General features: G+C 37.4%; 13 protein-coding genes. 1 reads left to right on the top strand and 12 read right to left on the bottom strand.

Features of this window, described 5'->3' with window-relative positions; genetic code table 11:
- Positions 1 to 105 precede the first annotated feature (105 nt).
- Positions 106 to 486 (bottom strand): MerR family transcriptional regulator, encoded by a 381-nt coding sequence (locus tag MKZ17_RS07030; RefSeq protein ID WP_340723040.1) that lies wholly within the window; start codon positions 484 to 486, stop codon positions 106 to 108.
- Positions 487 to 693: 207 nt separating this feature from the next.
- The gene (locus MKZ17_RS07025) at positions 694 to 1,941 is read right to left on the bottom strand and encodes a methionine gamma-lyase family protein (RefSeq protein ID WP_340723039.1); all 1,248 of its coding nucleotides are present in this window, start codon (positions 1,939 to 1,941) and stop codon (positions 694 to 696) included.
- A gap of 192 nt (positions 1,942 to 2,133) precedes the next feature.
- On the opposite strand from MKZ17_RS07025, the gene MKZ17_RS07020 reads away from it, so the two are divergent.
- A complete protein-coding gene (locus MKZ17_RS07020; RefSeq protein WP_340723038.1) occupies positions 2,134 to 2,745 on the top strand; it encodes a trimeric intracellular cation channel family protein in 612 nt (203 codons plus the stop codon).
- 41 nt (positions 2,746 to 2,786) lie between these two features.
- Here the strand turns inward: MKZ17_RS07020 and MKZ17_RS07015 are convergent, their stop codons facing one another.
- The 10 genes from MKZ17_RS07015 to miaB all read right to left on the bottom strand — a co-directional run bounded on the left by MKZ17_RS07015 (position 2,787) and on the right by miaB (position 15,059).
- Positions 2,787 to 3,089, bottom strand: a complete 303-nt coding sequence (locus MKZ17_RS07015) for a rhodanese-like domain-containing protein (protein WP_340723037.1) — start codon at positions 3,087 to 3,089, stop codon at positions 2,787 to 2,789.
- Between the two features lie 76 nt (positions 3,090 to 3,165).
- Entirely contained in the window at positions 3,166 to 3,393 is a 228-nt protein-coding gene (gene hfq / locus MKZ17_RS07010; RefSeq protein WP_340723036.1) for an RNA chaperone Hfq, read from the bottom strand.
- 89 nt (positions 3,394 to 3,482) lie between these two features.
- Positions 3,483 to 4,382: a tRNA (adenosine(37)-N6)-dimethylallyltransferase MiaA gene (gene miaA / locus MKZ17_RS07005; protein ID WP_340723035.1), complete on the bottom strand. Its 900-nt coding sequence runs from the start codon at positions 4,380 to 4,382 to the stop codon at positions 3,483 to 3,485.
- On the bottom strand, positions 4,366 to 5,295 hold the full coding sequence (locus MKZ17_RS07000; RefSeq protein ID WP_340723034.1) for an alpha/beta fold hydrolase: 930 nt from the start codon (positions 5,293 to 5,295) through the stop codon (positions 4,366 to 4,368). Before MKZ17_RS07000 ends, miaA begins: the two co-directional genes overlap by 17 nt.
- 26 nt (positions 5,296 to 5,321) lie before the next feature.
- Positions 5,322 to 7,226 (bottom strand): DNA mismatch repair endonuclease MutL, encoded by a 1,905-nt coding sequence (gene mutL, locus MKZ17_RS06995; RefSeq protein WP_340723033.1) that lies wholly within the window; start codon positions 7,224 to 7,226, stop codon positions 5,322 to 5,324.
- A gap of 13 nt (positions 7,227 to 7,239) precedes the next feature.
- Entirely contained in the window at positions 7,240 to 9,855 is a 2,616-nt protein-coding gene (gene mutS / locus MKZ17_RS06990) for a DNA mismatch repair protein MutS (protein ID WP_340723032.1), read from the bottom strand.
- Positions 9,856 to 9,998: 143 nt separating this feature from the next.
- Positions 9,999 to 10,580 (bottom strand): outer spore coat protein CotE, encoded by a 582-nt coding sequence (gene cotE, locus MKZ17_RS06985; RefSeq protein ID WP_340723031.1) that lies wholly within the window; start codon positions 10,578 to 10,580, stop codon positions 9,999 to 10,001.
- Positions 10,581 to 10,720: 140 nt separating this feature from the next.
- Positions 10,721 to 12,832, bottom strand: a complete 2,112-nt coding sequence (locus tag MKZ17_RS06980) for an EAL domain-containing protein (RefSeq protein WP_340723030.1) — start codon at positions 12,830 to 12,832, stop codon at positions 10,721 to 10,723.
- A gap of 260 nt (positions 12,833 to 13,092) precedes the next feature.
- On the bottom strand, positions 13,093 to 13,527 hold the full coding sequence (locus MKZ17_RS06975) for a RicAFT regulatory complex protein RicA family protein (RefSeq protein ID WP_340723029.1): 435 nt from the start codon (positions 13,525 to 13,527) through the stop codon (positions 13,093 to 13,095).
- Positions 13,524 to 15,059 (bottom strand): tRNA (N6-isopentenyl adenosine(37)-C2)-methylthiotransferase MiaB, encoded by a 1,536-nt coding sequence (miaB, locus tag MKZ17_RS06970; protein ID WP_340723028.1) that lies wholly within the window; start codon positions 15,057 to 15,059, stop codon positions 13,524 to 13,526. Before miaB ends, MKZ17_RS06975 begins: the two co-directional genes overlap by 4 nt.
- Positions 15,060 to 15,114: the final 55 nt, after the last annotated feature.

Genomic DNA, 15,114 nt, shown 5'->3' with positions numbered 1-15,114 from the left:
ATTAAATCGATTATTTAAATGACTCCATTGGTGAAGACTAATAATCAGTTGCGGGTGAACCCCTAATGACTGATTAAAGTTCACTATATAATTTACACGTTGTTTTTATTGATAGAAACGTGATAAATCCCCTTGCCTAATAGAAGATTTTTGCATACGCTGTGCTTGTCGCATTTCTTCTCGTAAAATTTTTCGTAATTCTGCATCTGAAATTTCTTTACCGTTTTCTTTCATCGCAGGGTCATTTTTCATTGCAAATACTTTTTTAATACCTGCCATGTTAACCCCTTGCTCTAACATATCTTTTATTTCTAATAACTTATCGACATCATTTAGCGAGAACATCCGTCGATTTCCTTCTGTACGGTGTGGCTGAATTAAATCATGTTCTTCGTAATAACGTATTTGTCTTGCTGTTAAATCTGTTAATTGCATAACAATGCTAATGGATAATAATGGCATTGAACGTCGAATCTCACTACTCATTTAATTCACCTCCCTTGCAAATATAATACGACCTGTAACTTACATTGTCAATTCTATGTAAGAAAAACTAACATAACGTGTATGAAACAGAAAATCTACACCAAATGGAGAGAATGATCTGAAAATACAAATTAATTCGATACATTAAACTTTACTTGATTTTAGTATACAAAAAGTCGCCCAATTCGTTGAGCGACTATAGAAAAACTATTTTAACTTCTGTACTGCTGAGCAAATCGCATATTTTACGTGTTCATAGGTTAATCCACCTTGAACAAATGCCGTGTATGGTGGACGTATCGGACCATCTGCTGTTAATTCGATGCTAGATCCTTGTACGAATGTACCTGCTGCCATAATAACATCATCCTCATAGCCTGGCATATAGGCTGGCTCTGGTGCGAAATGCGCATTAATCGGTGATGCTGCTTGAATTTCTCGACAAAAGGCTACCATTTGTTCTGCGGTTTGGAACGACACTGACTGAATTAAATCCGTACGAATGTCCGTGTAATGTGGCGATGTTGTCATGCCGATTTCTTCTAGCATTGCCGAAGTAAAAATGGCACCCTTTAAGCTTTGTGCAACAACATGTGGTGCCATAAAGAAGCCTTGATAAAAGTCAGCTAGCGTATTTAAGCTAGCACCAGCTTCAGCACCAATGCCTGGTGAAGTCATACGATAAGCACATTTTTCAACTAAATCCGCGCGTCCAGCAATATAACCACCAATTTTCGCGAAACCACCACCTGGGTTTTTAATTAATGAACCTGCCATTAAATCTGCTCCAACCTCAGTCGGCTCCAATGCTTCGACAAACTCGCCATAGCAGTTATCAACAAAAATAACCGCCTCAGGTGCAAGCTCACGAATAGTTGTCACCATTTTTTGTATCGCATCTATTGTAAAGGATGGGCGTGTTGCATAGCCCTTTGAGCGCTGAATAGCAATCATCTTTGTATTCGCATTAATTGCATATTTCACGCCTTCCCAATCTACTTCCTTATTGTCAATAAGGTCGACATGGGCATAACCGATTTTATAATCTTTTAAAGAACCCGTATCCTTTTCACCGCCATCAACAATTGATTGCAATGTATCATACGGTTTTCCTGTAATATAAAGGAGCTCATCACCTGGACGTAAAACGCCAAATAAGCTTAATGTAATTGCATGCGTTCCAGAAATAATTTGAGGACGTACAATTGCAGCCTCTGCACCAAAAACTTCTGCATAAACTCGCTCTAAATTATCACGACCTTCATCATCATAACCATAGCCTGTAGAAGGATGTAGATGAAAATCGCTTACTTGATTATTTCGAAAAGCTGCAAGCACTTTTTGCTGATTGAAGAAAGCTTGCGCATCTACTTGCTGATGGTATAGTTGTACTTTTTCTTCAATACGTGCTGCTAGCTCCATTGTTTCTTTCGTTAAACTTGATTGAAATGCCATTTTTCTTACTCCATTCTTTTCAAACTTCTCTCATTATACCTTAAATAGCTATAATTTTGACGAAATTACGAAAAACTGCTATTCTCATTTTCGGTTGTATTTTTTGATAGAGAAAATTAGCTTTCTATTATAATAAAAATCAGTATAAAGCATTTTGATGCTCAAAATGTGTTTTATTAAGGGGGATGTTTAATGGCTTGGGATGTCTTTAGTGTCATTGGTACGATTGCCTTTGCCATTTCTGGAGCAATTGTTGCAATGGAGGAGGAATACGACCTTTTTGGTGTATACATTTTAGGAATTGTAACGGCATTTGGTGGCGGGGCAATTCGAAATCTATTAATCGGTTTACCTGTCTCAACACTTTGGAGTCAGGAAATGATGTTTCAAATCGCGCTAGCCGCTATTACAATTTTCTTCTTAATGCCACATCATTTAATCAAGCATTGGAATCGTTGGGGAAACTTTACTGATGCAATTGGTTTATCTGCCTTTGCAATCCAAGGAGCTATGCATGCGGTACATCAAGATTTGCCATTATCCGCTGTCATTGTTGCAGCGGTATTAACTGGTGCAGGTGGAGGGATTGTTCGAGATTTACTTGCTGGAAGAAGACCCATCGTTCTTCGTCACGAGATTTATGGTGTTTGGGCAGCAAGTGCAGGGTTATTAATAGGTCTTGAAATTTTAACTGGTGATTTGTTTTTATATGCATTATTTATAGTCATTACGGTTTTACGTATTTTCTCCTATACATGCGGATGGCGTTTACCGTCAAAGAAAATAAACTATGCACAAAAATAAAAAGGAGCACAACGTTTTTAAAACGGCTGTGCTCCTTCAATTTATTTAAATTCTAATTCGCCGTCATAGGCCATCATTCCGCCTTCAAGGTTTGTTACATCGAAACCTTGTGCTTCTAAAAACTCACACGCATTGGCACTACGAACGCCGCCTTTACATACAAGAATATATGATTTTGATGTATCCAGTTCATCTGTACGATCTGGAATTTGACCTAGTGGGATATGTACAGCACCTGGAATCATGCCATTTTCCACTTCAAAATCTTCACGCACATCGATTACATTCAAATCTTCATTCGCATCTAATAAGTTTAATAGTTCATCAGTTGTCATTGTTTTCATGAATAAGTCCTCCATCTGTTAGGTGTCCTAGACATTATAATAGATACAACAACAATCTGCTAGCGGTTTTAACCAATTACGCTTCTTCTTCCACTAATGCTACGTTTTTAGCAGGGACAAAGGTTGAAATGGCGTGTTTATAAATTAATTGCTGCTTGCCCTCTGTCTCTAACAGCACTGTAAAATTATCATAGGATTTAATTGAACCTTTTAATTGGAAACCATTTAATAAAAATACTGTAACAAATGTATTATTTTTTCGTAAGGTATTTAAAAACGTATCTTGCAAGTTCATTGATTTCATATATCACTCAATCTCCCTCTTTTTAAAATACACACATTAATTAACTATTCGTTTTTAAGAAAAGATTTCCCTTCATATTTTAGAACATTTTAAAAATATTTTTTTACTTCTTCCCAATTGTTCCCTATCCACTCAATTTCCATTTTATTTCGGAAATAAGTTAATTGCCTTTTGGCGTAGCGACGGGAGTTTTGCTTCACCTGGTCAATCGCCTCTTCTAATGTAATAAACCCATCGAAATATTGATAAAATTCTTTGTAGCCAATTGCCTTAATTGCTTGAACATCTCTAATACCTGCATCATATAATGCACGTACTTCGTCAAGTAAACCAGCCTTCAACATTAAGTCCACCCGTAAATTAATGCGTTCATATAATGTTTCACGGTCCATATTCATCCCGATGATAAGATGCTTATAAAGTGGTACATCTCCGCGGTTAAACTGCTCTTCTGCACGAGACACACCCGCAAGCTCAGCCATTTCTAATGCACGAATCACTCTTCTCGTGTTATTTGGATGAATTTCTGCTGCACTGGCTGGATCAATTTTTGCTAATTTTTCATGCATCGCTTTTGGTCCAAGCTGCTCTAATTGCTCATAATACATGCTTCGTACTTCTTCGTTGACCGCTTGCTTCGTAAACTGGAAATCATACAAGACAGATTGCACATAAAGCCCTGTACCACCGACAATAATGGGTGTTTTACCGCGCGATTTTATTTCCTCAATTTTACTGCGTACAAGCTGTTGATATTCTGCTACAGAAAAGCCTTCTGTTGGCTCTTTAATATTGAGTAAATGATGGGGAACTCCTTCCATCTCCTGCTCAGTAATTTTTGCTGTACCAATATCCATATTTCGATAAATTTGCATCGAATCTCCGTTAATCACTTCGCCATCAATTTCTTTTGCTAGACGAATGCTTAATGCTGTTTTCCCGGATGCGGTTGGACCAATGATCGCCACGACATCATATTTTTTTTTCATTTTTTAACCACCGTACAATTATTTCAATTACTTGATCTTTTTTTCTTTCATTCAATATTTCATGACGCATTCCTTCGAATAAATACACTAATACATTTTCCACCCCAGCTGTTACTAGCTGTTGCCCGGCTTTTACAACCCCCTTACCATTTTTATCTCCTACAGGATCCTCCGTTCCACTTATAAGGAGAATTGGTAAATCATGGCGTATTCGGGAATTTTCGAATGGACAATCAAGAAATGCCATACCTTCAGTTAAATCTACATAAAATTGATTTGTCGCAATGAAACCACATAATGGGTCATCTATATATTTTTGAACTTCTGCTACATCTGTTGTTAACCAATCAAACTTAGTTTTTGGTCGATCAATAAAACGATTAAAGCTACCAAAACTTAAATTATTCATTAATGGACTTGGCGAAGTAGCCCCTTGGATACGTACTAATTGCTTGGCAAAAAAATGACCTGCCTTTTCAGCCGTAGTTGGAGAAGCTGTCCCACTTAAAATTAGTTTTTCAAGAAAATAGCTATATTTCTGCGCAAATCGTCGGGCAATAAACGACCCCATACTATGCCCCAATAAAATAGGCCTGGCTATATTTAGTTCAAGCTTTAACGTTTCTAACACTTCAAATACATCCTGGACAACTCGCTCAAACCCATTTTCTGCGCAAAAAAACCCGAGCTGACCATTTTTTTGGGCGGTAAAGCCATGTCCCCGATGGTCATGCATAGAAACAACATAGCCTTCCTCACATAATTGCTTAGCAAATGATTCATAACGAGCTGAATGTTCAGCCATTCCGTGTAAAATATGAATATGACTACGTATTGATTTAGCTGGATAAAAAGTTCGAACAAACACTTGATGGCCGTCTGTCATTGTCATATAAAACGTTTTTTTCTCCATTCAATACACCCCTTCAAATTAATGGCTTACATTACACGCTTAAACATTTTCTCCACCTCATAGGACGTAAAATGAATTAACACAGGTCGACCGTGTGGACAAGTAAATGGATTGTCTGCATTACGTAAGTCTTCAATTAAACGCTCCATTTGTTGCTGATCTAAATAGTGATTGGCTTTAATCGATTTTTTACAGCTCATCATAATTGCTGCATCTTCACGTAATTTCTTTATATCCGTTTTCCGAGCGCTTAGTACTTGCTCAATAAGTTGCTCAATAATTTCTTGTTCCTCCCCTTTTGGGAACCAAGTCGGATACTCTCTAACGACAAAGGAGGATTGGCCAAACTCCTCTAAAAACACCCCAACTTCTTCTAAGCTGTTTTTTGATTCGTTTAATCGTAGCGCCTCATCTGCCGAATAATGGAATGTTAACGGCATTAACAGTGCCTGTCGTTCATTCGCATTAACATCTCCCACTTTATCACGGAAATACTCGTATTTAATGCGCTCTTGTGCCGCGTGCTGATCAATGAGGTAAAAGCCATCCTCCATTTGCGCCACAATATATGTGCCGTGAATTTGTCCTACAATTTCAACTGGTGGAAAATGAAGCTTTTCTTGTTGTCCATCTTGCCCCTGCACCGGCTCAAATTGTTCTTTTACTTTATCAAACGTTGTGTCCTGTGTAGTAGCACGTTCAGTTTGTGTAAAGGTTGATTGTCGTTCGTCTATGCTTTCTTGTGACTGCATAGACGGTTCTTCAATTGTAGGAACAGGGATAGATGGTTCCTTAACGACCATTTGCTCACTCGACAATCGCTCGACAATCGATGTCATTTTTTGCTCATCAAAGCTTGGTGCCTTAGAGGAAGAGGGGTTCCAAATATTCATTTGTTCACTTGGTATGCGTACTGGCTTTTCCTTCTTCTCTGCAAGTGGAATACGGATTACCTCTCGAATTGCTTTTCGAATTGTCTCTTCAATCAATGTTAATAGTTCAGGCTCTTTACTTAATCGTACTTGATGCTTTGCAGGGTGGACGTTAACATCCGTTAATTGCGGATCCCCTTCTACATATAATAAAACAATCGGGAAACGTTCAATTGGTAAGTACGTATGATAGGCATCTGTAATCGCCTTTTGAATAACAAAATGCTTTACCCATCGACCATTTACAAAAAGGGACATATAGTTTTTGGATGCACGTGTAACTTCTGGAAGTGATGCATAGCCGTGAATTTTATAATCATTATTACTACCTTCAAAAGCGAGCATTTTTTTCGCATTATGTGTCCCATAAATAGCTGCGAGCACTTGTTGTACTTGTCCTCGCCCATTTGTTTGTAAAAGAGTTTGACCATTATGCACAAGCTTTATTGCGACATTCGGATAGCCTAACGCAATACGATTGACAAAATCAATCGTATGTCCGAGCTCTGTTTGAATTGTTTTTAAATATTTCAAACGGGCTGGCGTATTAAAAAATAGCTGCGCTACTGTAATATCCGTTCCACGACGTAATGCAGTTGGCTTATGTTCCTTTAGATGGCCACCTTCTAAATAAAGATGGATTCCTCCATCACCGTCTGAGGTACGTAGTGTTAGCTTCGAAACAGATGCAATCGAAGCAAGCGCCTCCCCACGAAACCCTAATGTCCGAATACGGAATAAATCTTGTTCCTTTTCTATTTTGGAAGTAGCATGACGGGAAAAGGATTTTAATGCATCTTCTTCGTCCATTCCACTTCCGTTGTCCACAACTTGAATTGACGTAAGTCCTGCTTCTTCTAGAAAAATTTCAATCGATGTACTATGAGCATCAATGGCATTTTCCACAAGCTCTTTTACAACGGAGGAAGGTCTTTCGACTACTTCCCCGGCCGCAATTTTATTGGATAGCCATTCATCCATAATTTGTATTTTCCCCATCACACGACCCTCCTTAATTTTTCGAATTTAATTTTTGTTGTAGCTCATATAATAACGTCATTGCCTGCATAGGTGTAGTACCCATAACATTTAATTTGCCGATTGTTTCTAACACTTCTTGTTGTTCTGGAGATATAGTTGGCTCATCATTTAATGAGAATAATGAAAGCTGTTGATCTTCATCGGTCATTTCGTGTTTGGGCGCTGTTATTTGAGGCATGACCGGCTCTTTGTCAATAGCCGTTACTTGCACACGATCATTTGATTCAAATTGTGTTAATAGCACTCGTGCACGTTGTAAAATGGCTTGGGGCATTTCTGCTAGCTCTGCAACGTGGACACCATAGCTTTTATCAGCCGCACCTTTTTTTACCTTATGTAAAAATACGACACGTCCATCCTGTTCAGTTGCACTTACATGAACATTTTGCAGTCTACTTAATTCTTGTTGTAAATCTGTTAACTCATGATAGTGTGTTGAAAACAACGTATTTGCACCAATTTCTTCATGGATATATTCCATCATTGCTTGAGCAAGGCTCATACCGTCATATGTTGACGTACCGCGACCAATTTCATCAAATAGCATTAAGCTATTTTTTGTTGCATGTGTAATTGCATGTTGGGATTCCAACATTTCTACCATAAATGTTGACTGTCCAGCTGCTAAATCGTCCGCTGCCCCAATGCGTGTGAAAATTTGGTCGGTAATTGGTAAAACTGCCTCTGCAGCTGGTACGTAGCAACCCATTTGTGCCAAAACAACAATTAACGCTACTTGGCGCATATACGTACTTTTCCCTGACATGTTCGGACCAGTAATAAGCATCATATTTTTGTCATCTGTAAGCACGCAATCGTTAGGTACGTAGCTTTGTTTATTTAGCATTTTTTCCACGACCGGGTGTCGGCCTTCTATAATTTTCAAGGCACGCCCTTCATGGAATACAGGCTTAGTAAAACGATATTTATCTGTTACAACCGCAAAGCTTAGTAATACATCAAGTTCGCTAATTTGTGCTGCCAATGCTTGTACACGTGGAATATAGCCCTTCAGCTTTTCACGCAGTTCCACAAATAACTCATATTCAAGTGCTAGACTTTGCTCTTCCGCATTTAAAATAAGCGCTTCTTTTTCTTTTAATTCTTCTGTAATAAAACGCTCTGCGTTCGCTAACGTTTGCTTACGTTCAAAACGTGCCAAATCGGTATTTCCTAAATGTGATTTCGTAATTTCAATATAGTAACCGAATACACGGTTATATCCGATTTTTAAATTTTTAATTCCAGTCAGTTCTCGTTCTTTTGTTTCTAGTTGGGCAATCCAATCCTTGCCGTTTCGTGACGCATCTCGGTAATGGTCAAGTGGTTCGTTGTAACCATCTCTGATAACATCCCCTTCTTTAATCGAAATCGGCGGATGATCGGTAATCGCATACGATAGTAGTTCTTCAATGTCTTCACATAAATCTAAACTTCGACCTAGCGCCACACATTTTTCACGACCACTATCCATTAATTTATGCTGAATAGCCGGTACTTGGCGTAACGAGTCACGAAGCTGTGCTAAATCACGTCCACCAACGGAACCAAATGCAACACGACCAGCTAGGCGCTCTAAGTCATACACTTTTTTTAGTAATTCATTTAATTCATCTCGAAGGAAAAATTCCTCTAACAGCTCGGTTACAACCGCTTGACGTGCTTCAATCGCGCCTTTATTGGCCAGTGGCTGATGCATCCATTGCTTTAATTTTCGCCCGCCCATTGCTGTCACTGTTTCATCTAATAGCCATAGCAATGTACCTTTTGAGTCCCCACCACGGATTGATTGAATAAGCTCTAAATTACGCTTTGAATTCGTATCAATCCGTAAATAACTATTCGCCTCCGAATACGTAAACGACTGAATATGTGATAACGAACGCATTTGTGTACGCTCGACATAATGCAATAAACGTCTTGCAACACCATGTAATGCGTTAGGTATATTGTCAATGTATTGCTTCGCGCTATTTGCGTCCATTTCTTCATTTTCTAATGACAAGACGATCCCACTACTTGCTGTAATATCACCTAATACTAACTGAAGCTGCTCCGTTACAACAACTTCTTTAATCGCATAAGTATGCAATTGCTGTAACAATTCCTTTGCATCTCCTTCAAGAATTGTTGCATGTGCCTCACCCGTTGAGACATCTAAATATGAAAAAGCAATTTCATTTTGCGAAATACTTTCTGCCGCTGCAATGAAGTGATTTGTTTTGCCATCTAGCGCTTTTCCTACGGTGATTGTTCCTGGAGTAATGACTTGCACCACCTCGCGCTTCACTACACCTTTTGCGTGCTTTGGATCTTCTGTTTGCTCACACACCGCAACTTTGTAGCCCTTTGCAACTAACGTCTCAATATAACCCTGCGCGGAATGGTGTGGAACTCCACACATTGGAATCGGATTGTCGGTATTGCCACCACGGGCAGTTAACGTAATTTCTAAAATTTGAGATGCTTTTATGGCGTCATCAAAAAATAACTCATAAAAATCTCCTAAACGGTAAAATAAAAAAGCATCTTGATAGTCTTGTTTGACAAGCAAATATTGCTGCATCATTGGTGTATATGTAGTCATTCGTTATTCCCTCATTTATTAAAACTTGTATTAGCTATTATACCACTAGTACATGGATTTTCCTTATATGCGCATAGAACATCGTGAATTATTGCAACAAAAAAACCCAAGCACATTCAATGCTTGGGCAAAAATTTAAGATTTTACGAAAAAGATGACGAATCATAATCATTTCCTGCAGAACTTGATGATGAGGAACTAGATGAGCTTGATGAACTTGATGAACTTGATGGGTTCATCGAGCTTTCTTCTTGATAATCCCAATCTTCTTCAAAATCAGATGGATGAACATTAATTACAACTGTTGTTTCTCCAATAATTTCAGCTAAAAACTCACGTTCAATTGTTACATTGAACTTATCACCTGACTTAGAAATAACCGCCTCTATACAGTTTGGTTGTTGCAATACTCGGATTTTTACATCGTCTGAATCAATAATATCCCCATCACGGAATGATAGTTTAATTCGATCTTTGTAGGAAACCGTCTCTGTAAATACAGCCGTCTTTGAGTGATTATTATAAGCATACCAAACATTGACATCAAATTTCCCTGAAACCTCAACAAATTTTCCTACTCGCTTTGCCTGATAGTTATGGTTAATTACCCAACAGCCGAGAATGCTCGTCGGCGCATTCGGTGGACAAAGCGTTTCTTTAGATTCGGTACGCTTTTTTCCTTTTGCTATAACCGCTTTCGTCACGATTTGACGTAAACGCTTCACCGAAAATCTCCCCTTTCTTCAACTACTCGCAATAGTGTATGCGGCGGTTGCCTAAAGGGTGAAATGAAACATTCAACTTTCAAATAATAAAAATGAAAACAACTATCCCTTTGAATAGTTGCTCCTCCATCATGTTCATCTTATTTAGTTGCTAACAATTGATTCACTTCTTCAATTGGCATCGGCTTATAGTAATAGTATCCCTGTCCAGTAATGCAACCTATTCGCATTAATTCTTTATGTTGTTCTTCTGTTTCGATACCTTCGGCCACAGTTGTCATCCTTAAATTGTGGGAAAGATCGACAATCGTTTTGATGACTGCATTCATCCGTGGCTCAGCTAAATTATCTACAAAGCTTTTATCTATTTTTATTTCCTTAAACGGCAACTCCTGTAAATACCCTAACGATGAATAGCCTACGCCAAAATCATCAATAGATGTCGCAATGCCGTAATTATGTAATTCATTGATTATTTTTTTTGCTCGCCTCATATTAACCAATTCGATGCTTTCCGTAATTTCAAATATTATATACTTTGGTTCTATACCAAATGCTCGAATTAGTTCAATCGAGCTTTCGACAAATGTTGGATTGTAAAAGTAGCGTGGTGAAATATTGACTGATACTGGGTACAACGTCAACCCTTCTTGTAATCGCTGCTTTTGCCATTGCAGCACTTTCTTAAAGATTTGTCGATCGACTTTATAAATATTCCCCGAATTTTCAGCTACCGGAATAAATTGGGCTGGTGAAATAAATCCAATATGCGGAGAATTCCAACGCGCTAATGCCTCAAAGCCGACAATTTCACCTGATTGAATATTAACTTTTGGTTGCAACACCGGAAAGAATTCGCTATTTTTCAATCCTTTTGAGATTTGCGCAAATATATTCATCTCTTCTTGAACAATCGCAACTTGCTGTTTATCAAATTTTTTAATGACTGTCCCCGTTACCTTTAAAGCATGACAAAGGGCGGTATCTGCTTGAAGAATCGCTTTTGAAAAGGGAACTTCTGCACTAAAATTAGAAGTACCTAATTTTAAAGTCAAATACACTTCTTTATTATCAACATAGTACGGCTCCGATAAGATAGCATCTATCTCGACTTGTGAAATATTTAATTCCTCAATTGTTTTGCGTGTTGCAACGATTAAATTTGAATTTGTATATTTTGCTATAACTGAATCTTCAAACATTGAAAGATTTTGTAACCGGCAAGCAATTTGACGTAAAATTTCATCGCCTCCGTGACGCCCATATAACTCAATGATTTTTTGATATTCACCTGGCTCTATAATATAGAGGTGTCCTTCACATCCTGTAGCGACATAACGATTCATGATCCTTTTGAACTTCTCTATATTTATTAAGCCTGTTGCTTCGTCATAATAAGCTAAACGAACGATTTCATTTTGTTGTTCGACATACTTCACTGCTAACGTAACGATCGGGGCAACACGATTTAAATATTTAAAATCAACTGCTTGTGGCTCTGCTTCTTGTTCAAAATACATTGTAAATAAGCCTGTTACTATGCCTTCTGTACTTAAAATCGGCTGGCTCCAAAACGATTGGATGTTGTTTTCCATCAATAGCTGTTTATACAAATCATTAAAAGGGGAATCTTGAATATCCTTAATAATAATCGGTTGCTTTAAAAACAGCTGTTCCCCGCTATAATTCCCGCTTAATAAGTGCTGTCGCATCGCTGTTAACTGTTCTGCAAACTGTCCATAAAAACTAATTGTTTGATCAATACTATTAAAAAAGACGATGGAACAATAACATTTTTTTCCGAAAGTCGAACTAACTTTTTTACAAATATCCCCTAAAACATCATCTAGTTGCGTTCCGTTTTCAAGATTAAAATATACGTCCCGTTCTAACTCAATTAATGCTTCTATGTTCATTGTTTCAGTAACATCTTTCATAACAAGAACACAGAATTGTAATTCTCCTTCTTGATTCCTCATAGGAATTGTTTGAACGTCATTCCAAAATGCTGAACCATCTTTACGATAATAGAGAGATGACGTATTAAATGGTAAACCATTTTCAAAACTATTTTGAATGGCTTCTTCATTTAGCATATCTGTCAACGGGCCATGTAAAATAGATAATTTAGCATTTGTCATTTCAAATTCACTATATTCGGTCATGCGAGTGAAGACATGATTTACATAATCTATTGAATAACCCTTTTTCGGATTGACTATTACAACAGCTGAATCTACTTGTCTTGCCATCTGACACAACGAGAAAAACATATCTTTATCACTAAGGCATTTGTTGTCAAATTTGTACATATATTATATCCTTTCAAATTAATTACACTAATTAAAAATTATAGCAAACTTTTCTAGGAAATACGACACAAATCGACAGAAATTATATACTTCTACGTATGATAATTATATCTAAATAACATTTTAATTTATAGTAATTAAGAATCAAGTAAAAAAAAAAAAAGATCCCCCATTTTTAATGGAGAATCTTTTTTCCGTAATTATGAGCAAGATCCTGGTACACTATTGCGTACTTTTGAACCTGTCTCACCTTTTAAAAGGTCACCGCCTGTAGATGCGATTACTTCGTCTGTTACGTTATTTGCAATTGCATTTGATACTAATTGTAGTAAGTCATTTACCTCAGTTTGTGATTGCTTGAATTCCACTACTACAGGTAATGCATCAATTTCTTCCTCGATGCCGGCAATTTTACCTTCAATCATTTTTAATGCTTTTTCCTTGCCTAGGTGTTGGAAGTTTACAGCTTGCTTTTGAAGCGTTTTTAATGAGGCAATTTTTTCACGAACAAATTGATTTTCATTAATTTGCTCTTCTGCCTTTTTGAAAAATTCTACTTCTTCTGTGTTGGCAATCATATGCGCAATTTCTTTTGCTTTTTCAACGATTTCGTCTTTTGTGTATAATTTTGTCATTTTACCAATTCCACCTCTTCAGTAACTTCTTCTACAAACTCACCCATTAATGAGTAAGATTTTGCTTCTAAAATCTTTACGTGAACAAGCTTTCCAATGTATTTTGGATCGGCTTCAAAGTTTACGAGACGATTTTTACGTGTATAACCCGCTAATACATCATCTCGTCTTTTACTACTACCTTCAACTAAAACTTCTACAATTTGACCCTCTAAATCTTTTAAAGCTTTTGCAGAATACTCTGCTACGACTGCATTTAAGCGATGCAAACGTTCTTTTTTCTCTTCTTCTGAAACATTGTCAACCATTTTTGCGGCTGGCGTTCCTTCACGAGGAGAATAAATATACGTAAATGCCATATCAAAGCCAACTTGACGATATAAATCAAGTGTTTCCTGGAATTGTTCTTCTGTTTCATTTGGATAACCAACGATAATATCCGTAGTAAGTGTTACACCAGGAATTGCTACTTTAATTTTTTCGACTAATTGTAAGAAGTGCTCTCGCGTATATTTGCGCGCCATAATTTTTAAAATTTCGTTTGATCCTGATTGCACTGGTAAGTGAATGTGATCGACTAAATTGCCACCTTTTGCAAGCACATCTATTAAATGATCATCAAAATCACGTGGATGACTTGTCGTGAAACGGATACGTGGAATATCAATTTTACGTAATTCGTCCATTAAGTCCCCTAATCGGTACTCGATATCTTCAAAATCCTTACCGTAAGCATTTACATTTTGACCTAAAAGCATAATTTCTTTGTAGCCTTGTGCAGCAAGCTCACGCACTTCTTGAATAATTTCTTCTGGACGACGTGAACGCTCCTTACCACGCGTATATGGTACGATGCAATATGTACAGAATTTATCACAGCCGTACATAATATTTACCCATGCTTTTATTGAGCCGATCCGTTTTTTCGGAAGGTTCTCAATAACATCCCCTTCTTTAGACCATACTTCAACGACCATTTCCTTTGACATGTATGCGTCATGTAGAATGTTCGGTAATCGATGAATATTATGCGTACCAAATACCATGTCCACATGTTGGTACTGTTTTAAAATTTTGTTCACTACTGATTCTTCTTGTGACATACATCCACACACACCAATAAGCATCTCTGGATTTCGTCGTTTATATTTTAACAAGAAGCCTAGCTCACCAAATACTTTATTTTCTGCATTTTCACGAATTGCACATGTGTTTAAAAGAACAACATCTGCTTGTTCGATTAATTCAGTTGGTTCATAGCCAAGCTGCATGAAAATACCTGCCATCACTTCTGTGTCATGCTCATTCATTTGACAGCCGTACGTGCGGATGTAAAATTTACGTCCGTTCCCCATTTTTAAGTACTTTTCTTCGATATCAAAGTCCTTATGATATTTTACTTCCTCTTTACCACGTTTTTTTGCGTCTTTTAGCGAAGGAGCTGTAAATACTTTTTCAAAATATTTACTATAGTCTTTTTCTTCTTTCGGTTGTTTTACTTGCTGACTAGCTAGTCGTTGTTCTTCATTCATCGACTTATGCCCCTCTCAATTACTTTTACTCATTTCATCATTATAGCGAATGTCA

The sequence above is a fragment of the Solibacillus sp. FSL R7-0682 genome, assembly GCF_038005985.1.
In the GTDB taxonomy this organism is placed as follows: domain Bacteria; phylum Bacillota; class Bacilli; order Bacillales_A; family Planococcaceae; genus Solibacillus.
The sequence above is the reverse complement of the archived record's forward strand: the minus strand, read 5'-3'. Positions and strand labels throughout refer to the sequence as shown.

Excerpts from the sequence above, each read along its gene's own strand:
- MKZ17_RS07030 (WP_340723040.1), bottom strand. The coding sequence starts at position 486 with ATGAGTAGTGAGATTCGACGTTCAATGCCATTATTATCCATTAGCATT.
- MKZ17_RS07025 (WP_340723039.1), bottom strand. The coding sequence starts at position 1,941 with ATGGCATTTCAATCAAGTTTAACGAAAGAAACAATGGAGCTAGCAGCA.
- MKZ17_RS07020 (WP_340723038.1), top strand. The coding sequence starts at position 2,134 with ATGGCTTGGGATGTCTTTAGTGTCATTGGTACGATTGCCTTTGCCATT.
- MKZ17_RS07015 (WP_340723037.1), bottom strand. The coding sequence starts at position 3,089 with ATGAAAACAATGACAACTGATGAACTATTAAACTTATTAGATGCGAAT.
- hfq (WP_340723036.1), bottom strand. The coding sequence starts at position 3,393 with ATGAAATCAATGAACTTGCAAGATACGTTTTTAAATACCTTACGAAAA.
- miaA (WP_340723035.1), bottom strand. The coding sequence starts at position 4,382 with ATGAAAAAAAAATATGATGTCGTGGCGATCATTGGTCCAACCGCATCC.
- MKZ17_RS07000 (WP_340723034.1), bottom strand. The coding sequence starts at position 5,295 with ATGGAGAAAAAAACGTTTTATATGACAATGACAGACGGCCATCAAGTG.
- mutL (WP_340723033.1), bottom strand. The coding sequence starts at position 7,226 with ATGGGGAAAATACAAATTATGGATGAATGGCTATCCAATAAAATTGCG.
- mutS (WP_340723032.1), bottom strand. The coding sequence starts at position 9,855 with ATGACTACATATACACCAATGATGCAGCAATATTTGCTTGTCAAACAA.
- MKZ17_RS06980 (WP_340723030.1), bottom strand. The coding sequence starts at position 12,832 with ATGGCAAGACAAGTAGATTCAGCTGTTGTAATAGTCAATCCGAAAAAG.
- MKZ17_RS06975 (WP_340723029.1), bottom strand. The coding sequence starts at position 13,527 with ATGACAAAATTATACACAAAAGACGAAATCGTTGAAAAAGCAAAAGAA.
- miaB (WP_340723028.1), bottom strand. The coding sequence starts at position 15,059 with ATGAATGAAGAACAACGACTAGCTAGTCAGCAAGTAAAACAACCGAAA.